We start from the raw sequence: 23,240 nt of genomic DNA on the forward strand, positions 1-23,240 counted from the left end.
GACAACACCCAATCTGGTAATGGGTGACCAAATTTTGTTTCGATCATACTGCGGAGGAATATTTTCATGCCTTCTTCACGGCCTTGTTCACGGCCCTCTTCGCGGCCCTCTTCTCGACCTTCTTCTCTACCTTCTTCCCGCGCAGTGATGATGTCGGTGTTGTAATCCCACACTGCCCTCTGCCGTGCAATGGCACGCAGTTGTTCTTCTTTGGTTTGGCTGAGAGTTTCTAAAGAGCGTAGTGCAGTCACCACTGGGGTATGTGTCAGCTGTGCCATGATGTGTTGCTCCTGCCAATGTTCAAACAGATCGACCCAATTCTTTAATGCAGTGGGCGCAAGTTGGAGGCGGTCGGCGGATTGACTGCTTTCTAATTGTTCGCTGATGAAACGCGAGCTGTAATACAGACTTCATCTCTCCCCAATACCTCTGTTTGCACAATTGCCAAACTAATACCTCATTACCACCATAACAAATTTGACTCTCTCATCGAGAGTTATGTCGAGCACCACCACACCAAAATCATGCTTTGCAACAAAATTGTTGCAAGTTTGTGACTAGCTGATTTCATCTAGCAAAATCACTGTTTTATTAGCTTTAGCTAGTTTGTTAAGGCTACGCTGCGTTTTTCTGTCATCTTAGGTTCTGGCAAATTGTCATAAATGCGTGTTATGGTTACTCCCATGCGGCGGTGCAAAACAACCCACGCCCCGCTAAATTGCTTATTGAGGAGAGCGCCATTGAATACGCCAAACCAGAATGAACTGTTAGAAAAATTCTTTTCGAGCATCACGGAAACCAACTCCCGCATGTTGCAGCAGTTTGTTAACGCCATGAGCCAAACCGCTTTCAGCGTGCCACAAGACAAGCTCAATCCTTTTGCTTCGCTGTGGACGACCCTGTTCCAAAATCCAACCACGTTGTGGGAAGCCCAAACCAAGCTCTACCAACAGCACATGGACTTATGGATGACCATGTTGGGCACCAAAAAAGCAGAAGAAGAGAAAGGCGACAAACGCTTTGCTGCACCAGAATGGAATGAACATCCGTTCTACAACACCCTGAAACAGAGCTATCTGTTAACCTCGAAATGGTTAACCGAGATGGTCGATGGCGCGACAGCCGATGATGAGCAAAAAGAAAAAATGAGCTTCTTCACGCGTCAATATATTGATGCGATGAGCCCAAGCAATTTTGCTTTGACCAACCCTGAAGTGATGAAGCGTGCCATCGAAACCAAAGGCGAAAGCTTGGTCGAAGGGATGAAAAACATGCTGTCGGATATGGAGCGTGGCCATATCTCGATGACTGACGAATCAAAATTCGAAGTGGGCAAAAATATTGCCACCACCCCAGGCACTGTGGTGTTTGAAAACCCACTGTTCCAACTGATTCAGTACACCCCCACCACAGAAAAAGTGCACGAGCGCCCGATGTTGGTCGTGCCACCGTGCATCAATAAGTATTACCTGATGGACTTGCAGCCAGAAAACTCGATGATGCGTTATCTGGTTGAACGCGGTTACACCACCTTTATTATTTCGTGGAAATCGGCAGACGAGTCGATCAAAACTTACAAATGGGATGACTACATCGAGTCTGGTGTGGTGAAAGCAGCGGAAGTGGTGCGCAACATCACTCGCCAAGAAAAAATGAATGTCTTGGGCTTCTGCGTGGGTGGCGTGATTTTGACCACTTCGCTGTGCGTGATGAAAGCCCGTGGTTTAGATTGGTTTGAATCGGCAACCTTTATGACTTCGCTGGTGGACCACTCCGAACCAGGCGAAGTGAAGATGTTTATTGATGAAAACCTGATCCGCACCCGCGAAATGAAAGTGGCAACCGGACAAGGTGGCATCGTCGCAGGTAAAGAAATCAGCCGGACTTTCTCCAGCCTGCGTGCTAACGACTTAGTGTGGAACTATGTCGTGAACAACTACATGCTGGGCAAAACCCCGCCTCCGTTTGACCTGTTGTATTGGAATAACGATTCGGCTAACTTGCCAATGCCAATGCACACCTACTTGCTGCGCAATATGTACTGGGAAAACAATTTAATCAAACCCGGTAAATTAGAGCTGTGCGGTGTGAAAATTGACGTCAGCACCATCACCATCCCACTGTATATCTTTGCTGCCCGTGAAGATCACATTGTGTTGTGGCAATCGGCTTACTCTGGCTTGAAATACCTGACTGGCGCACAAGAAAAACGTTATGTTTTGGGTGCCTCTGGCCACATCGCCGGTTCGATCAACCCTGTGACCAAAGATAAACGTAACTATTGGGTCAACGACAATCTGCCAGCCACTGCCGAAGCTTGGTTTGAAGGCGCAGAATCGCGTCCGGGTAGCTGGTGGAAGGATTGGGATAGCTGGTTGACACCGCGTTCGGGTAAAGAAATTGCCGCACCGAAAACAGCAGGCAGTAAAGACTACAAAGCGATTGAACCAGCACCAGGCCGTTATGTAAAAGAACGTGCAAAAGAGCTGATCTCGTTATAATGGCGACACATCCAACCCATACTTCGGTGTGGGTTGGGTGCCATACCCAAAAAACAAAAAGGAAATGACTATGCAAGATATCGTGATTGTTGCTGCGCGCCGCACTGCGGTGGGTAATTTCGGTGGGTCTGTGGCAAAAGTGTCGGCATCAGACCTCGGTGCGACCGTGATCAAAGCGTTGTTGGAAGACACGGGTGTCAAACCTGAACAAATCAGCCAAGTGATTTTGGGTCAGGTATTAACCGCTGGTGTGGGCCAAAACCCTGCCCGTCAAGCGCTGTTGAAAGCCGGTATTCCTGTTGAAGTGCCAGCCAGCACCTTAAACGTGGTGTGTGGTTCTGGTCTGCGCGCGGTGCATCTGGCTGCACAAGCGATTGCCACCGGTGAATCTGAAATCGTGATTGCTGGCGGTCAAGAAAGCATGTCGCTGTCGCCTCATATTTTGCCAGGCTCGCGTGATGGTTTCCGCATGGGCAATGCTCAACTGGTGGATACCATGGTCGCAGACGGCTTGACCGATGTGTATAACAACTACCACATGGGTATTACTGCTGAAAACATCGCTGAAAAATACGGTATCAGCCGCGAAGAACAAGATGCGTTTGCTTTGGCATCACAAACCAAAGCGGCGGCTGCACAAGCGGCAGGTAAGTTCGATGCTGAAATCGTGCCAGTGGTCATTCCTCAGAAAAAAGGCGATCCTGTTGTGTTCGCCAAAGATGAATTTATCAAAACCAACGCCACTGCCGAAGGCTTAGGCAAACTGCGTGCAGCCTTCAAAAAAGATGGCACCGTAACCGCAGGCAATGCCTCGGGTATCAATGACGGCGCGGCAGCAGTGATGTTGATGACCGCAGCGAAAGCCGCTGAATTGGGTCTGACACCTTTGGCAACCATCAAATCCATCGGTTTGGGTGGTGTTGCACCAGAAATCATGGGCATGGGCCCCGTCCCTGCCACACAACAAGCGCTGGCCCGTGCGGGTTGGACAATCGACGACCTCGATCTGATCGAAGCCAACGAAGCCTTTGCTGCACAAGCTTTGGGCGTGGCTCGCGAACTGAAATGGGACGCCGAAAAAGTCAACGTTAACGGTGGTGCCATTGCGATTGGTCACCCAATCGGTGCGTCTGGCTGCCGTATTTTAGTGACCTTGTTACATGAAATGGTGCGCCGTGATGCCAAAAAAGGTTTGGCAACACTGTGCATCGGTGGTGGGATGGGTGTCACACTGGCAGTTGAGCGTTAATTCTTATCGCACTAGCGATTGCCTTTGTGAAAATCCCCTGTGAATAAGCAGGGGATTTTTTATTTTTTACTCTTAAAAAAACCGGAAAATCTAAAAATGCTTAAAGTTATTAAAACAGCAGAAGAATGGAAAAAATTATTAAGTCCGGAAAGCTATCGCATTACACGAGAAGCCGGCACCGAACGTCCTTTTACGGGCGAATATTATGCCACCACAGCAAAAGGGGAATATCACTGTATTTGTTGCGATAGTGTGTTGTTCGAGTCTGATACCAAATTTGATGCTGGCTGCGGTTGGCCCAGTTTTTGGGCGGAAGCCGCTGGCGACAAGATTACCCGCCACCGTGATGTTTCCCATGGTATGGAACGCGTGGAAGTACGTTGTGCAAGCTGTGAAGCCCATCTTGGTCATGTCTTTCCCGATGGGCCACCACCAACAGGTGAGCGTTACTGTATCAATTCGGTTGCACTGCGTTTTGTGGCAAAAGCGTAAGCGCACAAAATAACTTAGAAAAAACAAAGCTGTTAGCGCACCTACGTAGCAGAGAAGAGTGAAAAAGGATTTTTTATAAAAAAGATATCGTTTCTGCTTTTTTTTCACTGGCAAATCAATTTATCATGGGGGCCGATTTGCCAGCGGATTCTCTATTTTTGTGATGGCAAGGCGTTCACTTAATTAAGCAACTTTATTTTCAGGCTGCTGCATCCAGTGCAGGAGACGTCCTAACGAGGATGAACCATGTCGTCAACCACGCTGCCCCCGACCTATCGCCGGACTCAATCTCTTAAACTCAAAATTTTATTGTGGTTTGTGCTGATCAATCTGATTACGGTTGTCACATTCAGTGTCAGTGCCTATCTCAATAAAGCCAGCGATGTACGTACAGAGATGGATGCTCGCTTGCGTGCGGCCTCGTATGCCTTACCACGCATTATTGGCGATGCCTACTTTGATCGGGCACAGGCACCAGATAGCATTCCCAAAACAGAATATGATGCGCTTGTCCGAAAATTGGGCGCCTATGCTAAGGATGTCGGGCTTACTTATACCTACGCCATGACCATCAGGGGCGACAAGGTGATGGTTGTTGCGGATGGCGCCACTGCAGAAGATTTTGAGAAAAACGATTACGTTCCCTATTTCGAGCACTATGCGGATGCCTCGCCTGCTGTGCTCGAAGCCTACCGCACACAAACACCGCAGTTTGATGAATACACCGACAAATTTGGCAACTTCCGTTCAATTTTTGTGCCATTCCAAACAGCAAATGGCACCCGCTATGTTGTTGGAGTGGACATTCAAATTAGCTACTTGAAAGACTTACTTTTTAACAGCGCATTAAAACTAGGGGGATTGGCGGCCATTTCGTTAAGCATTGCCGTGCTGTTGTCCTTGTTTGGTGCACGGTTAGTGGTGCAACGGATTTTATCAGTGGCGCATGAATTAGAGCATATTGCCCACAATCGCGATTTATCCCGTAATGTCAGCAGCAATACCCAAGATGAAATTGGTCGCATGGCCTCTGCCATGAACAGCTTATTAGAATTGCTACGCACCACGTTTGTTGATGCCCGCGTGGTGTCAGAATCGAATGCCTCAATGGCAAAACAGTTTGTCACCACCTCAGACGACCTTGCGGGTCAAGTCCGTGATGGCAGTGGCCAAGTGACTGAAATTGCACGCGATGCACAACAAATTCGTGACAATGCTCAACACTCAACGGAATTAGCCAACCAAGTCAAACAAGATATCAGCCACGCCCGTGAACGTTTAGCCAACGCCAAGCAAGATCTCGACGCAATGGTGTCTTCTATCCGCGATAGCGCACAGGCCAACACCAGCCTAGCGAAAGATTTGGATAAACTCTCGATTGATACGCAAGATGTAACCCGTGTGCTGTCCAGCATCGCGCAAATTTCTGAACAAACCAATTTATTGGCACTGAATGCAGCGATTGAAGCGGCCCGCGCAGGTGAACAAGGGCGGGGTTTTGCTGTGGTGGCGGATGAGGTGCGGAAATTGGCCACACAAACCCAAACAGCCCTGACAGAAACCCACACCACCATCGATCGCATTGTGGCAGCGATTAATGAGGTATCGCGGCGCATGAATGATACCGCCGCTGGGACAGCACAATTAGTCGATTCTTCTATCGATGCCCTCAAATCGATTGAAGACATGACAGCACTGATTGGCAATACCGCCCAAGGGGTAGAACGCTCAGTCGCACGTTCCCATGACATTCAAGATGCAGTCAGCGGCATGAGCAGTCGCCTCGGCCAAGTGACGCAGGCATTGTCACGCAGCGCAGAGGAAGTGGTAGAAATTCAAAGTGCCGCCGATCAACTCGGGGCAAAAGCAGATGAGTTACGCAATAAGCTCGAAGCTTTCCGCGTTTGACACCGAGGGTATGCACAGCAAAAAAGCCAAGGTTTTCGCCTTGGCTTTTTCACGTTTTACCCTTAAAGAAGCGATAACACCCAGTTAGTGTGCAGATTCGTACTGCCGCCAAACACAGGGTTTACCTGCTTTTTTGTCCAAAATATTGAGATACGCTTGATGCGCTGCCAATTCATCGGCATCTGCCGGTAAGACAGGCAGTGGAGCACGTTCGGATTGTTTCATTATCGCAGTGGTCACCGTCTGTTCCTGTTCGGGGGTGTTGCTCACCTCCATCATCAGGCTCTCTTGACCACGGGTCATGGCAAGATACACATCCCCCAACAAAGCACAGTCAATCAAGGCACCGTGAAATGTCCGTGCAGAGCGATCAACCCCGAAACGGTCACACAAAATATCAAGATTATTGCGTTTGCCAGGAAAGCGTTCTTTTGCCATCACCAGCGTATCAATCACCCCTGCAACCACCTCGTTCACCCGAGGTCGGTTCGCTCGCGCCAGTTCACTGTTTAAAAAGCCGATATCAAACGGCGCGTTGTGAATAATCAGCTCGGCGTCTTGGATAAAGTCCAAAATCTCGTCTGCCACATCAGCAAACAGGGGTTTGCCGTGTAGCATGTCTCGGCTAATGCCATGTACCTTTTGCGCTTCAGGGTCAATATCACGCTGGGGATCGACATACAGATGCAAGCTGCGCCCTGTCAATTTTCGGTTCACCATCTCTAAACCGGCAAACTCAATCAAACGATGGCTGCTTGGCTCTAAACCGGTGGTTTCGGTATCAAGAATGATTTGTCGTGTCATGCCACACATCCCTCGCTAATCGCACGGTTAGCCAAGGCATCCGCACGTTCATTTTCAGGATGTCCGGCATGTCCTTTCACCCATTGCCATTGCACAGCGGTATGACGAGTTGCCGCGTGTTCTAAGGCCTGCCACAAGTCTGCATTTTTCACCGGTGCTTTGTTTGCTGTGCGCCAACCGCGCTGTTTCCACCCTGCTAACCATTCCGTCATTCCCTTTTGCACATATTGTGAATCGGTAAAGACTTTGACCTGACAGGGGCGTTTCAAACTGTTTAATGCTTGAATCACCGCCAACAGCTCCATACGGTTGTTGGTGGTCTCTAATTCCGCCCCAAACAATTCTTTTTCTTGGCCACGCCAACGCAAAATCGCCCCCCAACCGCCGGGGCCGGGATTCCCTTTGCATGCCCCATCGGTGTAAATTTCTACCCAATCTTGTTGTGTCATATCATCCTAAATGTGCTGATTGGTGTGGTTGACACGCTACCGCTGGTCGAGGTCTGCGTGTACTCGATACCGCCACCAGTGGCCGTGTCGGTACGGTTTTCCAACTGGGTGCGATCAAGCGCATCCCACGTACCCGTTTCACGATTTCCAAAGCATAAACCCCACTCACCACCGGCCACAACCGATCACCCGCTTGCTCCATAAAGCGACAGCGTTCAAAACCTTGTTGTCGTTTCAAGGGTGGGGCATAACATAAAAACCCACCACCGCAGGGTTCCAGTGACAAAGGATTAAGCCATTGTCGCAGTCGCAACAAACTGACAAAACGCCCTTGCCACGGCATGCCTTGACAGCGTTTCATCCGCCGCTTCATACCCCATAAGCTATACGGGTTAAAACCGGTGAGAATTAAACGACCTTCTGGCATTAACACCCGTTCCGCCTCGCGCAGCACTTGTTGCGGTGAGGCACAAAAATCGAGCGTATGCGGTAATAACAGCAAGTCGAGGCTTTGTGTAGCAAATGGCAGTTGTTCTGGATAGGCCAACACTGCCGCCGGTGCCGAGGGCTCTGGACTTAAAACAATTTGCCACGGGATACGATTTTCGCGCAGAAAAGGATAGGCATGAAAGCCCACCTGAACTGCCCGAAAACCAAAGATATCCGACACAGCACGGTCGAAATACGCTTGTTCACAACGAATCACGTATTGACCCGATGGCGTCTGCAGCCAATCATGTAGCTCTTGCATCGCTATTCCCTGCCATGAGGACTCTATGTTACGCATCCTAGCCCTTCCCGCTTTTCAGGATAACTATATTTGGCTACTGCATGATCAACACCACGCTGTGGTGGTCGACCCTGGTGATGCTGCGGTAGTGCAACAGGCACTGGCCTCACGTCAACTCACCCTGTGCGGTATTTTACTGACTCACCATCATCACGATCACACCGGTGGAGTAGCCGCACTCGCCACCGCAGGCGTAAAAGTATATGGCCCAGCAGGGATTGCTGGTGTCACCGAGGTGGTCGATGAGGGCAGCACCATTGAGTTCACGACCCCCGCTTGTCAATTCAGTGTGCTGGCAGTCCCTGGCCACACCAAAGATCACGTCGCCTATTATGGCGATGGTGTCTTATTGTGTGGCGATACCTTATTTGCTGGTGGCTGTGGTCGTATTTTTGAAGGCACCGCCGCCCAGCTACATCATGCCTTACAACGGTTTAGCCAATTACCCGATGACACACTGGTGTATTGCACTCATGAATACACCCTTAGCAATCTCGCCTTCGCTTTACAAGTCGAGCCTAATTCAGTGGTCTTACGGCAACGTTATGCCTTAGAGCAAGCCCGTCGCCATGCCGAACAACCGACGCTGCCGAGCCAAATAGCGCTTGAAAAACAAACCAATCCTTTTTTGCGGGTTCACCTCACCAACGTGGCACAACAGATTCAGCAACACTGTCAAATCGATGCCACTGATGAAGTCACGCTATTTGCCGCGCTGCGCGAGTGGAAAAATCGGGGTTAACCCACAGCAAAATGTGCCTGCAATGCAGTGAGCACAGTTTGGGCATGGCCGGCGGCTTTGACGCCGCGCCATGCCTGAACAATCTGGCCTTGTGGCGTGATAAGGAAGGTACTGCGCTCAATCCCACGCACTGTCTTGCCGTACATCTGTTTTTGTTTCATCACTTCTAAGGCTTGGCAGAGCACTTCATCACGGTCGGATAACAAAGGAAAAGGCAGCGCCAATTTTGCCGCAAAATTTTGATGGGTTTTCACACTATCACGCGACACCCCACAAACCACCACGCCCAAAGCAACAAACTCATGATACAAAGCGGCGAATTCTTGATTTTCAGTCGAACAGCCGGGGGTATTGTCTTTGGGATAGAAAAACAGCAACACTGGCTGCGTTTGTTGTGACAGTTGAAACTCGCTGCCATCATGGGCAGGCAAGGCAAAATCAGGACATAATGGGGCGGACATCGCTGTCATCGCTATACCTTCTCAATCTTATCTAAAACAACATGGCACCATGCCGCAGCCAACTCATCAGGTCAAGTGCTTTGCGTCTCTTCTCGTTGCTTCTCACCACCACACGTTTAATCAGCGCCAGCCATCACGCCTTAACGCTGATCTTGCGCCAACCACAACGCTTGCTGCTGCACATTGGCCATAGCGCACTATTTGCATGGCCGATTTTGACCTTAATCGGCATCGCCCTCGGCATCAGTGTGGTACACCAGCTGCATTATCAATTTGGCAATGCCATTGATACCACGTTGAAATGGTTGGCCTATCTAATGCTGTTTGAACTGGCACCACTATTCAGCAGTCTGTTACTGTTAGCACGCAATGGCGTGGCCTGTGCCAACCAGTTTGCCCCTTACCAACTCAATTCCGACAATGAAATTAAACTGGCTAGCTTGATCGGTGTACGACAACTTGCTTATGCGCTGTCAGGATGTGGTTTAGCGATTTATTTGGCAGTCGCCAGCTTGATTGCCGGTATTGTCTATGCCAAACCGCGCTATTTGTTAACAGAATGGCAACAGTTACTAGGCCAGCTACCGCTTAGCCTTTGGCTTAGCCTACCGTGTAAAACAGTGGTGTTTTGTAGTGTGATAACGTGGTGTTGCTGTTTGGCAGGCTTATTTTCTAGCCGGCGGCGACATGCTTCTCTCGCAACGTCACGGGCGGTGTTCAGCTCGTTGACGGTTATTTTTTTATTTGATGGTTTATGGGCTGTTTTTTGGCCACTCAACGCATGAAAAAAACGCTGTCTTTCCAACGCTTGCCAACATTAGGTTTTAATCTAAGGGTCGGTATTTTTCTATGTGGCGCACTGGCGCTCTTTGTTAGCATCATCTTCACCGCCGGCCAAGCACAAGGCTGGTTTGAAGACCACAGCCGGCTGCGTTTATATGCCCAGTCAGGTGCGGACTTAAAAGAAGGGATGCCGGTTCGCTTTCGCGCCTTTGACATTGGGACAGTCGAACACTTTAGTTTGCAAGAAGATGGCCATGTCGAGGTGGTGTTAGAAATCAAAACTCGCTATTTACGCTTTCTACGCACCACCTCATCGGCGCGTATTGCACGGCAAAGCGTGATTGGTAATAGCTATATCGCGCTCGACACCCTCGATACCCACGCCCCGCCTTTACGCGAAAATGGCTATCTTGCCCTTGCCCCAGCGGCCGACTTAGAACAAGTGGCACGCGAGTTACAAATTAAATTAGAACCGGTTGTCGATGCCATGAACGACATCGCACAGCGTTTGCGCGATCCAAACGGCGACCTCAATCAAACCCTACGCAGCTTGCAACAAGCCAGCGCCGGCTTAGTAGAAACACAAAGCAAATTAAACCGTGTGTTAGATACCAGTCAGGGATTGTTAGAACAAGAAGTGAAACAGACTTTACAAAGCAGCCAACACACTTTACAGACGGTACAACAGCATGTGCCGCCGGTGTTGGCTGATATTCAAGCCACCAGCACCGCCGCTAGACATACCGCAGAAGCAGTAAAAAATATCACTGAACAAGCCTCGCCGCACGCCGCCGGCATTGCACAACAAACCGAACGGCTCTTAGATAACAGCAACCAAACATTAGACGCGGTGCGGGGTAGTTGGCCGTTACGCAATCTATTCCCAGCCACGCCGGCGGTGGTGGAGCAAGACAGCCATGATTAAACACGTGCTTTTGCTGTCTTTTATCTTGATACTCAATGGCTGTGCGAATACAGCCGCCCCCATTTCACACAGTGATGCCATTCGTCGTGGTGATGCCTACTTGCAACAAGCGAATGAAGCGCTGCAAGCGGATTTACCGAAAAAAGCACACCAGCTACTACAAAAAGGGTTGCAGGAATATCGCCGCCTCGATTGGCAAGCCGGCATGATACAAGCTGAATTAGCGTTAATCAGCCTGCACATCCGGCAACAACAATGGCAGATCGCAGAGCAACGCTTACAGCAACTCGCGCCCTATCTGTCTGCCGAGCAACCCTCGCTACGTTTACATTGGCTGACGCGTCAGATTGCGGTCGTACTCGGTCAACAGCAATGGCAGCAGGTTAACGACACTTGGCAGGTGGCAGATGCATTATGTGCCAAACGCTGCCCACAACAGGCAACGTTGTATAACCAGTGGGCACGTTATCAATTGGCACAACAAAAACTGCCAGAGGCAGAACGGGCCGCGCAATTGGCATTAACTGTCGTGGGAGAGCACGTTGCCGAACGTGCGAACGCCCATCGGGTCTTGGCTCAAGTGGCTTTTGCTCAACAACAATGGGCACTGGCACAACAACACTACCAGACCACCTTGACCCTCGATCAGCAAAGTGGCCGTAGTGATCGGATTATCACCACGCTGCAAGGACTGGCAGCCGTTGCAACACAAACAGGAAATCACCCTCTCGCCCAGCATTATCAACAACGTGCCCAAGCCGTCGCCGCTGCCCGACCTCGGGAGCGATGACATGACATTTCCCTATGCCTGTTTTAACATTAGAAACAGTTAAACAAAAACAGAAGGGAGCGCCTTATGCAACAACGCTATCTTTGCGGGATTGTGGCGGCAGCGATGTTAGCTGTGAGTGGCTGTAGTACCGTCGATCCTAATACAGGTCGCAGTCAAACCTCGGTGGCGCGCAGCGCTGGTCTTGGTGCTTTGATTGGTGGCGCAGCAGGGGCGATTGTTGGCGGACGAGAAGGCGCGTTAATTGGTGCGGCCATTGGTGGCGGAGCCGGTGCGCTGATTGGTTATGAACAACGTCAACGTGAACTCGAAGACGCATTAACCACCGCTGAATCAATCCGCCGTGATACAGGGATTGCCCCCCAAGTACGCACCCGTCCTTATACCGCCCCCGCCAATAGCGAAAAACCACGCAACAGCCAATCGCGCCAGCTTGATGATTTCACCGTCAAAACACGCTATGACAGTACAGTTACTGGTGGACGTTTACATCCCAAAGCCGCCACAGCCTATCAGCGAATGAACGATTTGGCGCGGCGCAATGGTGGCCGGATGATTGTCCAAGTGCCCAATGGGACGCCAAGCAGCGTGATTCGTGATATTCAACAACAAGCCCCGAATGCACGCATTGTGCAAAGTGGCAGTGGTTTGTTTGTGGCGCGGATTGAACCTAGCTCACAGGCAGCCTAAATCGATGCGAACTGTTTTTATTGCAGCACTTGTCTTTGCGTTGCTGGGTATCAGTTTCGCTGGCTTTACTTGGTTAACACAAAGCCAAGCACCGATTGAGCCACGGCCTAATATCGTACGCCCAAATCAAACGGAAACCCTGCAACCCGGGCTAAACCCTAATGGGCCAGCAGAAACCGTCGCCGCGCCAACGCATACCCCAACGGCTATCCCCAGTTTACCCCCAGCAACCCCAGTCGCAACCGACCCCACACCGTCGGTGCAGGTAGAAGCAGAGGTAAAAATGAACATACCGTTAGATGTGGCCCCCGCACCGGCGACTTCTGTTGCTAACACATTGCCGCCGGCAGAGCCAGTGCAGGATGCAGCAGAAGAAGGTTGGGATAAAGTCCATGCACAGCTTGACCGTTTAGAAGCTAAAGGACGTTAATCAGCACAGCGCGTGGGGATGCGCTAAAATCCGCTTTGTGTGCAACCGGCTGCCTATGCAGCCGGTTTTCTGTTTTTGCTTTTGATTACCTATGGATTTCAACGCGTTATGAATACTTCTTTTTCCGCGCCTAAAGTGGGCATGGTTTCCCTTGGCTGTCCCAAAGCCAGTGTCGATGCTGAACAAATTTTGACCCGTCTCCGTGCCGAGGGTTACGAGATTGCCCAAGATTATGCAGGGGCGGATTTAGTCGTGGTCAATACCTGCGGTTTTATTGATGATGCGGTGGCTGAATCGTTGGATGCTATTGGCGAAGCATTAAATGAAAATGGCAAAGTGATTGTCACCGGCTGTCTTGGCGCTCGTGAAGAAGGGGCGATGGTGCGCAATGTCCATCCTTCCGTGTTAGCAGTCACCGGCCCACATGCGGCGGCTGAAGTGTTGGAGCACGTCCATCATCATTTGCCAAAACCACACGATCCTTTTGTTGATCTGGTGCCTGGTACCGGTGTGCGTTTAACCCCAAAACACTATGCCTATTTAAAAATTTCCGAAGGCTGTAACCACCGCTGTTCTTTCTGCATTATTCCCTCTATGCGTGGCGATTTAGTCAGCCGTCCGGTGCATGAAGTGTTACAGGAAGCAGAAAACTTGGTGAAAGGTGGAGTGAAGGAATTGCTGGTGGTGTCGCAAGATACCTCGGCCTATGGCGTCGATTTGAAATACCGCAGTGGTTTTTGGCAAGGTCGGCCAGTGAAAACCCGCCTGAAAGAATTGGCCACCGAAATGGGATCGTTGGGTGCATGGGTGCGGTTGCACTATGTTTATCCTTATCCGAGTGTCGATGAGGTGATTCCTTTAATGGCCGAGGGTTTAGTGGTGCCGTATTTGGATATCCCATTCCAACATGCTTCACAAAAAGTGTTAAAGGCGATGAAACGTCCAGCCAATAGCGAAAATGTGCTGGAGCGCATTCGTACTTGGCGCAGCATGTGTCCCGATATCACCTTACGTTCTACCTTTATTGTCGGCTTCCCCGGCGAAACCGAAGCCGATTTCCAACAATTATTAGACTTTTTGGAAGAAGCCCAGCTCGACCGCGTGGGCTGTTTCACCTATTCCAATGTCAATGGCGCAACGGCAAAAGACTTGCCAGACCACATTCCTGAAGCCTTAAAAGAAGAACGCAAAGCGCGGTTTATGGAGGTGCAAGAACGCATCAGCGCGGCCAAGTTGCAACAAAAAATTGGCCGCACCATGACAGTGTTGGTGGACGAAGTGGATGAGGAAGAAGACGGTTTATGTTGCCGTTCGATGGCCGATGCGCCCGAGATTGATGGGGCGGTGTTTATCGACGGGGTGGCAGGGGCAAAAGCGGGGGATTTCTTAACCGTGAAAATCGTCGATGCCGATGAACATGATTTGTGGGGCGAGCGCGTCTAACGGATCAAAATAAGGCGGGGGTGCCTATGGCACCCGCCTTGTTTAAGCCATACCGACTTTCAATTCATCAAACCAATTGATAAAACGCATCACATCGGCACCGCGATAAATCGCCCCGTGCTGTGGGCATAACTGCTCGATGGTCAGTTTACTGACCCGTTCGCACCAATCGCGTTTTGCCTGATTCGATCCCATCCAACGGACATGGAAACCCTTGGCATAGGCAATATGGCGGTCGAAATCTTTCACATACAGCGCATTATCATCTTCTGGCAATAAAGCGGCACCCACATCACCGCTAAATAGAATTTTGGCCGTTGGGTCATACAGATGAAAATTGCCGGAGGAATGCAAATAGTGCGCACTTACCGCTTGCAATTGCGCCACCCCGACATGCAGCTCTTTTCCTTCATCCGGCATGCCAATCAGGGTTTGTTTATCACCGCCAAAATGGGGAATAAAAGTCTCCCATAAACGACTGATATGGCAACGGATATTAGGGTTAAACGCAATCCACAGCGCCAGCGAAGAAATCACATCGGGGTCTTGGTGGGAAGCGAAAATTTGCCGGACTTGTGTTGGATCGACCACTTCGGCCAAGGCACTGAACACCGTCGGAAAAATTTCCATCCCCCCCGGATCAGTCAACAGCGCATCATGTCCTGATTGCACCAGATATTCATTGGTATCAATCAAGAAACTGGGCCGCATTGGATCGCGGGCAATGGCATACCAACGATGATGGCCTTCCTCAAAAATAGCCGTCGCTTTCTTCACGCTCTACCCTTTCAGCGCCTGTTTAAGTTGTTCTAAATTAGGCAAAATTTGTTCGACATAGTTGGAAAATTGATTAGACGCATCCGCTAACGCCGCGCCAAGGGGGCCAGCATGGGCGGCTTCAATTTTTGCGGTGCGCGCAATGACCGTCCCAAATAAACAGGCTTGATAGGCATCATCGACCCATGTTTGCATCGCGCTATGAATCTGTCCCATTTGTCGTTGTAATTGCTGATGCTGGGTTTGCAACTGGCCTTGTGCATTTTGTAGCCGGTCGTGTGAGGTGTGTTGCCCTGCACGGGTCAATAGATTTAACTGGCGCAATAATTTCAGCTCATAGCTGGCCAAAGAGACTAGCTTGGTACTGTTCTCGCCTAACCCTTCCATTTGTGTTCGCAATAGCTGGCTAAAATCGCGCAGCTCTGTCGAAATCACCACAAAACCACGCGCTTGTTCACCAAAGCGTTTTGCCAACAAAGTGGCATTCAAGGCTAACAGTTTGATTTGAAATGCGCGAAATGCCACTTCTTTAATGCCTTCTCGCAGCATAATAAATCGCTGTAATTCATGGCTTTGCACAGAAGACATCGCTGACACATGGCACCCCATCGTTAATTGACTTCAGACCGCTACATTGGCTGTGGCAGCACAAACCGGAATACTGCAAAAAGCAACCACTAAAACATCTACAGCTAGCAAAAAAGCAAAATGTATCGGTATCACCCGCAATTATACGGATCATAACCTAATTCTATTGAGTGTTCGATACCTCCGCCATCCTCGCCAGCCTTCTTAATGACACTCAGCGGCCAATAGGCTTTGTAATTGCTGTAACAGCATGGGGAAAGGATCGCCGGCGACACAATCTAATGTGGTCAAATTCGGCATACTGCGTAGCCAAGTCAGCTGTCGTTTTGCTAATTGTCGGGTTGCGGCAATGCCTTTTTCCACCATTTCTTCGCGTGAACATTCACCATCGAGGTATTGCCATGCTTGGCGATAGCCAACGCAGCGCATGGACGGTAAATCGGGGTGTAAGGTTGAATAGTTTTTGCGCAGTGTTGTCACTTCATCTAACAACCCTTGCGTCAGCATTTGTTCAAAACGCAGTGCAATCCGCTGGTGCAAAAGGTGGCGATCTGAAGGGACTAAGGCAAAAAAATGTTTAGGGTCTGCCAAAGGTGCCGCACTCCGCGCCGCCAGTTGTGCCGACATCGGCTGACCTGTTAATAAGCAAATTTCTAAAGCACGTTGGATACGTTGGCTGTCGGTAGGTTTTAAGCGTGCGGCGGTAACGGGGTCGAGTACAGCTAACCGAGCGTGCATCGCCGGCCATCCGTCGCTAGCGGCTTGTTGTTCTAAGGTTTGCCGCAGTACAGGGTCTGCCGGAGGTAGGTCGGATAGCCCTTCACATAGGGCTTTAACATACAGCATGGTGCCACCGACCAGTAAGGGTAACTTGCCGCGCTGTTGAATCTCGTGAATCAAGCGCATGGCGTCTTGATGAAAGGCAGCGGCGGAGTAGGTTTCTAATGGCGAAATGACATCAATCAGATGATGAGGCACCGCCGCTTGTTCAGCCTGCGATGGTTTTGCTGTGCCAATGTCCATGTCACGATAGACCAAGGCAGAGTCAATGCTGATGATTTCAATAGGAAAGTGCTCGGCAAGATGCAAAGCAAGCTGGGTTTTGCCAGAGGCCGTCGGCCCAATTAAGAACACAGGCGGAAAAATGCTAGATGTCATGAACAGAAAAGTTAGTTGTAAACAAATAACTTATTATCGCGTGTCTTCAAGCGATGGCACAGGTATAGTTTGCCCTGTTGTTTCCTGTTCCCGTGAGAACCGCCCATGAAAATTGCACAAAACGTCTCAGAATTGATCGGCAACACCCCACTGGTTCGGCTCAACCGCCTAACCGACGGCACACAAGCCACCGTGTTAGCCAAACTAGAATTCTTCAACCCCGCCCACAGCGTCAAAGACCGTTTAGCCTTAGCCATGCTCGATGCCGCCGAAGCTGCTGGCAAAATTGGGCCAGAAACGGTAATCGTAGAACCCACTTCCGGCAATACAGGGATTGGCCTCGCGATGGTGTGTGCGGCGCGTGGTTATCGCTTAATTATCGTTATGCCCGAAACCATGAGCCGTGAGCGCCGTATGTTATTGCGTGCCTATGGTGCAGAGCTGGTGTTAAGCCCAGGCGCGGAAGGAATGAGTGGTGCAATTGCCAAAGCCAATGAACTGGCCGCCGGCAACCCCAACTACTTTATCCCGCAACAATTTGAAAACCCAGCTAACCCAGAAATCCACCGCAATACCACTGCCGAAGAAATTTGGCGTGATACCGATGGCACGGTCGATATTTTCGTCTCTGGCGTCGGCACCGGCGGCACTATCACCGGCGTGGGTGAGGTGTTAAAAGCCCGTAAACCCGAAGTAAAAGTCGTCGCGGTTGAGCCCGATGCCAGCCCAGTATTATCTGGTGGGCCAAAAGGGCCGCATCCAATTCAAGGGATTGGCGCCGGATTTGTACCAGCAATTTTGAATACGGACATTTACGATGAAGTGTTCCGTGTCAAAAATGATGATGCTTTCCGTACCGCTCGCGACATGGCAGCCAAAGAAGGCCTGTTAGTCGGCATTTCTTCGGGTGCGGCAACCTATGCCGCACTTGAATTAGCCAAACGCCCTGAAAACGCAGGCAAAACCATTGTGGTGATTATCCCATCATTCGGTGAACGCTACCTGTCAACCCCCCTGTTCGAAGACCTCGCTTAATCGCAGCCCTTCGCCAACACAGCCACCGTGACGTACCATGGTGGCTGACCTATTTGGTAGGGTTATCACCCATGATTGTTTTACCTCGTTATCACTGGCTACGTTTGTTATTTGTATGGCACGGTTCGGTGTTACCTCGTGTTATGTCTCGTTTATGGCTGGTGTTTGGGCTATCCGTTGTCGCCGGCCTGATTCACCATTGGTGGATTAGCCATCACGCACAATCCACGCTCAATATTTCCATTTTTACCCTGCTGGGTGTCTCACTCGCGATTTTCTTGGGGTTTCGTAATTCGGCAAGTTACGACCGCTTTTGGGAAGCCCGTAAATTGTGGGGGCGTTTGTATATCGTGTCTCGCTCTCTGACTGGCAAAGTATCAGCAGCATTGGGCAAGACAGATGACGCCATTCAATTTTTAGAAACGATGTGCGCGCTCAACTATGTTTTAAAAGGACAACTGCGCAATGATGATGTCACTCAACACCTCTTACGGTTGTTGAACGATGCACAACGTGCAGAGCTCGAAACCAGCCGCCACCGTATGGCGCGCTTGTTGTTATGGTTATACCAAAGCAATCAACAATGGCTGCAACAACAACGCATTAGCGATACACAGTGGTTAGCGATCAATCAAAATTTAGACGAGTTATCAGAAGCCATCGGCGGCTGTGAGCGAATTTCAACCACACCCATTCCGTTTACTTATCGGGTGTTATTGAACCGAACAGTGACAATTTACTGTCTGTTATTGCCATTGGCGTTGGTGAATAGCATCGGTTGGCTGACACCATTTATCGCTGTTTTTATTGCTTATACCTATCTTGCACTGGATTGTTTGGGCGATGAGTTAGAAGAACCTTTTGGCAAAGAAGGCAATGATTTACCGCTGTCGGTATTGTGTTACAACATCGAAGCCAATATGCGGGATATGCTGCAACAACCCATCAAAATTTCGCCACCGCCTAAGCAGGGGATTTATCAGTTTTAATGGCGCTATGAAAACACGTCGCCTGTCCCATTTGCTTTGACTTCCTCCCCACTTTTTAGGGCGGAGAGGCAGTCAACCACTGCCGCGTGTTGCAAATGGCGAATAATGCCACATTCGCTGGCTTTCTGATTGTGATGGCAAGCCTGTCGCAACTGGCGTAGCTGACTCTCTAATACCTGCAATGATTCAACCTGCTGATGAATACGTTGAATTTGTTGGTCGATTAACTGGTTAATTTCATCACATGCCAGATCTGGGTTAGCCTGCAAATCCCGTAAGCGGCGAATATCAGCTAGCCCAATCCCTAAAGCACGACAAAGCCGAATAAAGTTTAACGCGACGACATGCTGTGTTTGATAAACACGATACCCGCTGCTTGTGCGCTCAGGGATGGGTAAGAGACCTTCGCGCTCGTAAAAGCGAATGGTTTGTACCTCGCAATCTGTCAACCGCGCCAGTTCACCAATTTTCATTTTTGACGCTCCCTTGTTAAATCGGCTTGACCCTATAGCGACTATAGGGTGTGTAATGATTCCATCGCTAATTTTTGTATGGAATTGCACCATGTCCAGCCCAGCTAAACGAGTCATTTCACTACAACCCATCTCGGCAAAAACAGCGAGCTGTGGATGTCATGGTGAATGTCATACAACAAACTCCGGTTCGACAGTTTCACCGACCACCACCATAACAGATAGCGAGATGCTTAACCGGCCTAAGGTCCGCTATCGCATTGATAATATGGATTGTCCAACCGAAGAACAGCTAATTCGCCAAGCTTTAAACACTATTCCTGAAGTTGAACACCTTGCCTTTAATTTGCTGGCTCGAGAATTAACGGTATACCACCGGTTAAGCGATACCACGCCGATTACCGATAAATTGAGCACCCTTGGGATGCAAGCCATTAGTCTTGATCAGCAACAAGCGCCGCCAAGTTTACCGCCGGCGATCAGCCGTCAACTGAAATGGCAACTTGCGATTGGCGGTACAACAGCTTTCCTTGCTGAAAGCTTCGCATGGTACTGGGGAGAAGATGATTCCATTTGGGTTATATGGTTAGCTTTAATATCGTTATTGAGTGCAGGGTTACCCACTTTACGCAAAGGCTGGGTGGCGCTCAGACATCGAACGATCAATATCTACTTTTTAATGTCGTTGGCAGTGATTGGCGCCATGATCATTGGCGAATGGCCAGAAGCGGCGATGGTAGTGTTTTTATTTGCCGTAGCAGAAGCCATCGAAGCACGCTCCTTAGAACAAGCTCGGCAAGCGATTGCATCGGTTCACGGCTTAGCGCCAGAACACGCCGAAGTCTATCGACAATCACAATGGCAAACTGTGCCAATTGGAGAGATCAGAATTGGCGAGACAATTCGGGTACGCACTGGGGATAGAGTCCCTTTAGATGGTCAACTAAAGCAAGGCTATGCCAGCCTGAATCAAGCACCAATCACAGGAGAAAGCCTGCCAGTTGAAAAACAAGTCGGAGATGATGTTTATGCCGCAAGTATTGTTTGTGATGGTGTCGTTGAAATCACTGTAACGGCTGATGCACAACACAGTACCCTGCAACGTATCGCCGAGGCCATTCAACAAGCACAAAGCGAACGCGCCCCTACTCAACGTTTTGTCGATCAATTTGCACGTTATTACACACCGATTATTGTTTTATTGGCTGTTTTACTTGCGCTCCTGACACCGCTATTTGGTGGCGATTGGCAACAAGGTTTATATCAAGCCTTGGTGATGTTGGTCATTGCTTGCCCATGTGCTTTGGTTATTTCTACCCCAGTGACTGTCGTGAGTGGCTTAGCGGCCGCAGCCAGACGCGGCATCTTTATTAAAGGGGGGAAATACTTAGAATTGGGCAGCCAATTGCGGGCCATAGCCTTTGATAAAACGGGGACATTAACCAGCGGCCGTGTTCAGCTCCACAAAATCACTGTCTTCGCCCCCTATTCTGAGGATAGCGCGTTGTTGCTGGCGGCACAGCTCGCACAACACAGCAGTCATCCCTTATCACAGGCAATTTATCACACTGCCAAGCAACAAGATGGGTTCTCATCAGCATCAGCACAGGTGATTGAGAATTTTCATACCGAGGCAGGTCGTGGGATTAGCGGGAACCTTGACGGCCAGACTTATTACCTTGGCAAGGCCAGCTGGCTGCAAAACATCTACTCGACTTCTGTATCAGCCGCACACCGACTAAGTGAAACGCAACAAACAGCAGATAGCATGGTTGTCCTAGGTAATACGGAACAGATTATTGCCATCTTTTATTTGCGCGATAGCCTACGGGAAGACAGTGCGACCACCATCACCACCTTGAATGGTGAGGGAATTCACACGGTGATGCTGACGGGAGATCATGAAACCAGCGCCAATCACATTGCCACGGCGACAGGCATCAAAGAAGTCGTTTGCAACCTTCTTCCAGAAGAAAAATGGCAGGCTATTGCAAAATTACAACACTCTCATGGCACAGTCGGTATGGTCGGCGATGGCATTAACGATGCCCCTGCTTTAGCGCGTGCAGATATTGGCTTTGCTATGGCCGCCGCAGGGACAGCGACTGCACTTGAGACGGCTGATGTCGCTATCATGGACGATAGACCCCACAAAATTGTCAGCTTTATCCAGCTCAGCCGGCACACCCGACGGGTGTTAAAACAAAATATTTTTATGGCATTGCTGATCAAATCCGTATTTCTACTACTTGCCTTTCTTGGTCATGCCACACTGTGGATGGCGGTTTTTGCCGACGTCGGTGCCAGTCTGTTGGTGGTCTTAAACGGCCTTCGACTATTACGATACAGTAAGGACTAGACAAGTAAGCACAAAAGCATAACAATGATGTGACAGAACATTATGTTCTTTGTTAAAATTATCAAATAATGATTTAGCGCAAATCCTTGTTGCAAAATTATTGAGATGATTACGGCAAAACAACTGTTCGTTTTGCGGTTTAAGCAAGCAGCACACTCATTAAGCACCACTTTTGGGAACTGACTTTATGTGTTTCAACAACTTATGATTCCACAAAGAAGCAGGGGAAGAATTATTTCGTATCGCCATGCACTACGATGAGACATGGCAATACGAACAAGCCGTGTTTTGGTATCGTAAAGCTGCAGAACTCGACCATGCTGCCGCGCAATATCATCTTGGCCTGTGTTACACCTATGGTGTGGGTGTCGACAAGCAAGTGGATATTGCTGCGGTGTGGTATCGCAAGGCTGCTGAACAAGGTAACGTCAACGCCCAATTTGCGTTAGGCATGTACTACAGTGAACAAACGCATTTACCAGAGCACTATCAAGCCGCTGCGTTTTGGTTTGAAAAAGCGGCTGCTCAAGGTGATGCTGACGCTCAGTTTCAATTAGGTTTATGCTATGAATATGGCCACGGTGTTATCCAAGACGAGTGCCAAGCCGTGGGCCACTATCAACAGGCCGCCGAACAAAACCAAATCGCAGCACAATTTCGCTTAGCGCAATGCTATGAATATGGAATTGGTGTTAATGCTGATCTAGCTGTGGCAGCGCATTGGCTAGCACGCGCAACAGAGCACACTGCGATTGCACAAAATGAAGAAGAACCACACCACCAGTGGTACTTTCAACTGACACAAGCCGCTTAATTTGCAGAAAAGATTTCGTGCATGATGCGTCCTTGCTCATGCACAGATCAATTTTCCTCCCCCAGCGTAACCCACTCAAACCCCACCACATTCCGCTGCTCACGGCTAAACTCAATCCCGATTAAGTGAATCGATTCACCTCGGCTGCGGTATTTCTCGGCATAGCCTCGGTCTTGTAATTGTTGCAGGGCTTTGCCTTGTGGGGTGGCTTCAACGACTTTGAATTCAAATAAATACACTTGCTGATTAAACAGCACCGCCATGTCAATGCGACCTTTGTTAGTGATGTCTTCCAGTCGGATGTCTAAGCCGAGGGCAGCGAAATAGCTGTAGAACACGCTGGCGTAGTAGCCTTCGTACTGGGCAATCGCGTTGTTGCGTTGCCAGTCGTAGGGAATGCTGGCAAAGAGCGAGTGCAACAGAGTTTCTAGTTTTGCAATATCTGCTTTGCTGAGTAATCGGTACAGTTGTCCAGTGTATTGATGTGGTAATGAGGGATTACCCATTAACATTTCTAGCAATACCCCATTTAGGCTGGCTTGAACTTCGAGGTTGGGATATTTCAGGGTGTATTCGGTTAAAGCCCCCAT

The 23,240-nt window shown here is 49.6% G+C and carries 25 protein-coding genes; 15 read left to right on the plus strand and 10 right to left on the minus strand.

All coding sequences use genetic code 11. The features are described from left to right. The coding region (locus G465_RS16070; protein WP_022654148.1) for a Yae1 family protein at nucleotides 1-278 on the minus strand (278 nt) is incomplete at its 3' end. A 462-nt stretch (nucleotides 279-740) separates the two neighbouring features. On the opposite strand from G465_RS16070, the gene G465_RS0109030 reads away from it, so the two are divergent. From G465_RS0109030 to G465_RS0109045, 4 genes are all read left to right on the plus strand, one after another. Continuing rightward, entirely contained in the window at nucleotides 741-2,501 is a 1,761-nt protein-coding gene (locus G465_RS0109030) for a PHA/PHB synthase family protein (RefSeq protein WP_022654149.1), read from the plus strand. Between the two features lie 70 nt (nucleotides 2,502-2,571). Beyond that, entirely contained in the window at nucleotides 2,572-3,750 is a 1,179-nt protein-coding gene (locus tag G465_RS0109035; RefSeq protein WP_022654150.1) for an acetyl-CoA C-acetyltransferase, read from the plus strand. Between the two features lie 96 nt (nucleotides 3,751-3,846). Further along, on the plus strand, nucleotides 3,847-4,242 hold the full coding sequence (msrB, locus tag G465_RS0109040; protein WP_027405329.1) for a peptide-methionine (R)-S-oxide reductase MsrB: 396 nt from the start codon (nucleotides 3,847-3,849) through the stop codon (nucleotides 4,240-4,242). A gap of 246 nt (nucleotides 4,243-4,488) precedes the next feature. Further along, nucleotides 4,489-6,150, plus strand: a complete 1,662-nt coding sequence (locus G465_RS0109045; protein ID WP_022654152.1) for a methyl-accepting chemotaxis protein — start codon at nucleotides 4,489-4,491, stop codon at nucleotides 6,148-6,150. A gap of 84 nt (nucleotides 6,151-6,234) precedes the next feature. On the opposite strand, the gene dnaQ is transcribed toward G465_RS0109045, so the two are convergent. Genes dnaQ through G465_RS0109060 form a run of 3 tightly spaced genes read right to left on the minus strand, consistent with a single transcriptional unit; the run spans nucleotide 6,235 to nucleotide 8,154 of the window. Further along, on the minus strand, nucleotides 6,235-6,954 hold the full coding sequence (gene dnaQ / locus G465_RS0109050; RefSeq protein WP_022654153.1) for a DNA polymerase III subunit epsilon: 720 nt from the start codon (nucleotides 6,952-6,954) through the stop codon (nucleotides 6,235-6,237). After that, nucleotides 6,951-7,403: a ribonuclease HI gene (gene rnhA, locus G465_RS0109055; protein ID WP_022654154.1), complete on the minus strand. Its 453-nt coding sequence runs from the start codon at nucleotides 7,401-7,403 to the stop codon at nucleotides 6,951-6,953. The genes dnaQ and rnhA overlap by 4 nt, the downstream gene beginning before the upstream one ends. Nucleotide 7,404: 1 nt before the next feature. Continuing rightward, entirely contained in the window at nucleotides 7,405-8,154 is a 750-nt protein-coding gene (locus G465_RS0109060) for a class I SAM-dependent methyltransferase (protein ID WP_022654155.1), read from the minus strand. A 25-nt stretch (nucleotides 8,155-8,179) separates the two neighbouring features. On the opposite strand from G465_RS0109060, the gene gloB reads away from it, so the two are divergent. Beyond that, the gene (gene gloB, locus G465_RS0109065; RefSeq protein ID WP_022654156.1) at nucleotides 8,180-8,935 is read left to right on the plus strand and encodes a hydroxyacylglutathione hydrolase; all 756 of its coding nucleotides are present in this window, start codon (nucleotides 8,180-8,182) and stop codon (nucleotides 8,933-8,935) included. Here gloB and G465_RS0109070 read toward each other — a convergent pair. Continuing rightward, nucleotides 8,932-9,405: a peroxiredoxin gene (locus G465_RS0109070; RefSeq protein ID WP_022654157.1), complete on the minus strand. Its 474-nt coding sequence runs from the start codon at nucleotides 9,403-9,405 to the stop codon at nucleotides 8,932-8,934. The two genes, gloB and G465_RS0109070, sit on opposite strands and share 4 nt — an antisense overlap. 71 nt (nucleotides 9,406-9,476) lie before the next feature. Between G465_RS0109070 and G465_RS0109075 the strand changes: the two genes are divergently transcribed. From G465_RS0109075 to rimO, 6 genes are all read left to right on the plus strand, one after another. Then, nucleotides 9,477-10,181, plus strand: a complete 705-nt coding sequence (locus G465_RS0109075; RefSeq protein ID WP_162138825.1) for an ABC transporter permease — start codon at nucleotides 9,477-9,479, stop codon at nucleotides 10,179-10,181. Further along, on the plus strand, nucleotides 10,178-11,104 hold the full coding sequence (locus G465_RS0109080; RefSeq protein ID WP_022654159.1) for an MlaD family protein: 927 nt from the start codon (nucleotides 10,178-10,180) through the stop codon (nucleotides 11,102-11,104). The genes G465_RS0109075 and G465_RS0109080 overlap by 4 nt, the downstream gene beginning before the upstream one ends. Then, nucleotides 11,097-11,894, plus strand: a complete 798-nt coding sequence (locus G465_RS0109085) for a tetratricopeptide repeat protein (protein WP_022654160.1) — start codon at nucleotides 11,097-11,099, stop codon at nucleotides 11,892-11,894. Before G465_RS0109080 ends, G465_RS0109085 begins: the two co-directional genes overlap by 8 nt. Before the next feature lie 66 nt (nucleotides 11,895-11,960). Beyond that, nucleotides 11,961-12,584, plus strand: coding sequence for a YMGG-like glycine zipper-containing protein (locus G465_RS15105; protein WP_022654161.1), 624 nt, complete (start codon nucleotides 11,961-11,963; stop codon nucleotides 12,582-12,584). A 4-nt stretch (nucleotides 12,585-12,588) separates the two neighbouring features. Then, the gene (locus tag G465_RS0109095) at nucleotides 12,589-13,014 is read left to right on the plus strand and encodes a hypothetical protein (RefSeq protein WP_022654162.1); all 426 of its coding nucleotides are present in this window, start codon (nucleotides 12,589-12,591) and stop codon (nucleotides 13,012-13,014) included. 108 nt (nucleotides 13,015-13,122) lie between these two features. Beyond that, on the plus strand, nucleotides 13,123-14,457 hold the full coding sequence (gene rimO / locus G465_RS0109100; protein ID WP_027405333.1) for a 30S ribosomal protein S12 methylthiotransferase RimO: 1,335 nt from the start codon (nucleotides 13,123-13,125) through the stop codon (nucleotides 14,455-14,457). A 42-nt stretch (nucleotides 14,458-14,499) separates the two neighbouring features. On the opposite strand, the gene G465_RS0109105 is transcribed toward rimO, so the two are convergent. From G465_RS0109105 to miaA, 3 genes are all read right to left on the minus strand, one after another. Beyond that, nucleotides 14,500-15,234 (minus strand): oxygen-binding di-iron domain-containing protein, encoded by a 735-nt coding sequence (locus G465_RS0109105; RefSeq protein ID WP_022654164.1) that lies wholly within the window; start codon nucleotides 15,232-15,234, stop codon nucleotides 14,500-14,502. A 3-nt stretch (nucleotides 15,235-15,237) separates the two neighbouring features. After that, nucleotides 15,238-15,822, minus strand: coding sequence for a hypothetical protein (locus G465_RS0109110; RefSeq protein WP_027405334.1), 585 nt, complete (start codon nucleotides 15,820-15,822; stop codon nucleotides 15,238-15,240). Between the two features lie 204 nt (nucleotides 15,823-16,026). Continuing rightward, the gene (gene miaA, locus G465_RS0109115) at nucleotides 16,027-16,980 is read right to left on the minus strand and encodes a tRNA (adenosine(37)-N6)-dimethylallyltransferase MiaA (RefSeq protein ID WP_022654166.1); all 954 of its coding nucleotides are present in this window, start codon (nucleotides 16,978-16,980) and stop codon (nucleotides 16,027-16,029) included. Nucleotides 16,981-17,085: 105 nt separating this feature from the next. Between miaA and cysK the strand changes: the two genes are divergently transcribed. Together cysK and G465_RS0109125 are read left to right on the plus strand one after the other, a co-directional pair. After that, nucleotides 17,086-18,015 (plus strand): cysteine synthase A, encoded by a 930-nt coding sequence (cysK, locus tag G465_RS0109120; protein ID WP_022654167.1) that lies wholly within the window; start codon nucleotides 17,086-17,088, stop codon nucleotides 18,013-18,015. Between the two features lie 71 nt (nucleotides 18,016-18,086). Then, on the plus strand, nucleotides 18,087-19,004 hold the full coding sequence (locus tag G465_RS0109125; protein ID WP_022654168.1) for a bestrophin family protein: 918 nt from the start codon (nucleotides 18,087-18,089) through the stop codon (nucleotides 19,002-19,004). Nucleotides 19,005-19,009: 5 nt separating this feature from the next. On the opposite strand, the gene cadR is transcribed toward G465_RS0109125, so the two are convergent. Beyond that, a complete protein-coding gene (gene cadR, locus G465_RS14225; RefSeq protein WP_022654169.1) occupies nucleotides 19,010-19,477 on the minus strand; it encodes a Cd(II)/Pb(II)-responsive transcriptional regulator in 468 nt (155 codons plus the stop codon). 91 nt (nucleotides 19,478-19,568) lie between these two features. Between cadR and G465_RS0109135 the strand changes: the two genes are divergently transcribed. Beyond that, entirely contained in the window at nucleotides 19,569-21,836 is a 2,268-nt protein-coding gene (locus G465_RS0109135; protein ID WP_081642748.1) for a heavy metal translocating P-type ATPase, read from the plus strand. A 247-nt stretch (nucleotides 21,837-22,083) separates the two neighbouring features. Continuing rightward, entirely contained in the window at nucleotides 22,084-22,650 is a 567-nt protein-coding gene (locus G465_RS14230; protein ID WP_022654171.1) for a tetratricopeptide repeat protein, read from the plus strand. A 47-nt stretch (nucleotides 22,651-22,697) separates the two neighbouring features. On the opposite strand, the gene G465_RS0109145 is transcribed toward G465_RS14230, so the two are convergent. Further along, nucleotides 22,698-23,240: PD-(D/E)XK nuclease domain-containing protein (locus tag G465_RS0109145; protein ID WP_022654172.1), on the minus strand; the 543-nt coding region annotated here is incomplete at its 5' end.

The sequence above is a fragment of the Aquaspirillum serpens DSM 68 genome (genome assembly GCF_000420525.1).
Lineage (GTDB): Bacteria > Pseudomonadota > Gammaproteobacteria > Burkholderiales > Aquaspirillaceae > Aquaspirillum > Aquaspirillum serpens.

Excerpts from the sequence above, each read along its gene's own strand:
- msrB (WP_027405329.1), top strand. The coding sequence starts at position 3,847 with ATGCTTAAAGTTATTAAAACAGCAGAAGAATGGAAAAAATTATTAAGT.
- miaA (WP_022654166.1), bottom strand. The coding sequence starts at position 16,980 with ATGACATCTAGCATTTTTCCGCCTGTGTTCTTAATTGGGCCGACGGCC.
- G465_RS0109070 (WP_022654157.1), bottom strand. The coding sequence starts at position 9,405 with ATGACAGCGATGTCCGCCCCATTATGTCCTGATTTTGCCTTGCCTGCC.
- gloB (WP_022654156.1), top strand. The coding sequence starts at position 8,180 with ATGTTACGCATCCTAGCCCTTCCCGCTTTTCAGGATAACTATATTTGG.
- G465_RS0109045 (WP_022654152.1), top strand. The coding sequence starts at position 4,489 with ATGTCGTCAACCACGCTGCCCCCGACCTATCGCCGGACTCAATCTCTT.
- rimO (WP_027405333.1), top strand. The coding sequence starts at position 13,123 with ATGAATACTTCTTTTTCCGCGCCTAAAGTGGGCATGGTTTCCCTTGGC.
- G465_RS0109125 (WP_022654168.1), top strand. The coding sequence starts at position 18,087 with ATGATTGTTTTACCTCGTTATCACTGGCTACGTTTGTTATTTGTATGG.
- G465_RS0109060 (WP_022654155.1), bottom strand. The coding sequence starts at position 8,154 with ATGCAAGAGCTACATGATTGGCTGCAGACGCCATCGGGTCAATACGTG.
- G465_RS0109085 (WP_022654160.1), top strand. The coding sequence starts at position 11,097 with ATGATTAAACACGTGCTTTTGCTGTCTTTTATCTTGATACTCAATGGC.
- G465_RS15105 (WP_022654161.1), top strand. The coding sequence starts at position 11,961 with ATGCAACAACGCTATCTTTGCGGGATTGTGGCGGCAGCGATGTTAGCT.
- rnhA (WP_022654154.1), bottom strand. The coding sequence starts at position 7,403 with ATGACACAACAAGATTGGGTAGAAATTTACACCGATGGGGCATGCAAA.
- G465_RS0109080 (WP_022654159.1), top strand. The coding sequence starts at position 10,178 with ATGAAAAAAACGCTGTCTTTCCAACGCTTGCCAACATTAGGTTTTAAT.
- G465_RS0109135 (WP_081642748.1), top strand. The coding sequence starts at position 19,569 with ATGTCCAGCCCAGCTAAACGAGTCATTTCACTACAACCCATCTCGGCA.
- G465_RS0109110 (WP_027405334.1), bottom strand. The coding sequence starts at position 15,822 with ATGTCTTCTGTGCAAAGCCATGAATTACAGCGATTTATTATGCTGCGA.
- dnaQ (WP_022654153.1), bottom strand. The coding sequence starts at position 6,954 with ATGACACGACAAATCATTCTTGATACCGAAACCACCGGTTTAGAGCCA.
- G465_RS0109095 (WP_022654162.1), top strand. The coding sequence starts at position 12,589 with ATGCGAACTGTTTTTATTGCAGCACTTGTCTTTGCGTTGCTGGGTATC.
- cysK (WP_022654167.1), top strand. The coding sequence starts at position 17,086 with ATGAAAATTGCACAAAACGTCTCAGAATTGATCGGCAACACCCCACTG.
- cadR (WP_022654169.1), bottom strand. The coding sequence starts at position 19,477 with ATGAAAATTGGTGAACTGGCGCGGTTGACAGATTGCGAGGTACAAACC.
- G465_RS14230 (WP_022654171.1), top strand. The coding sequence starts at position 22,084 with ATGCACTACGATGAGACATGGCAATACGAACAAGCCGTGTTTTGGTAT.
- G465_RS0109035 (WP_022654150.1), top strand. The coding sequence starts at position 2,572 with ATGCAAGATATCGTGATTGTTGCTGCGCGCCGCACTGCGGTGGGTAAT.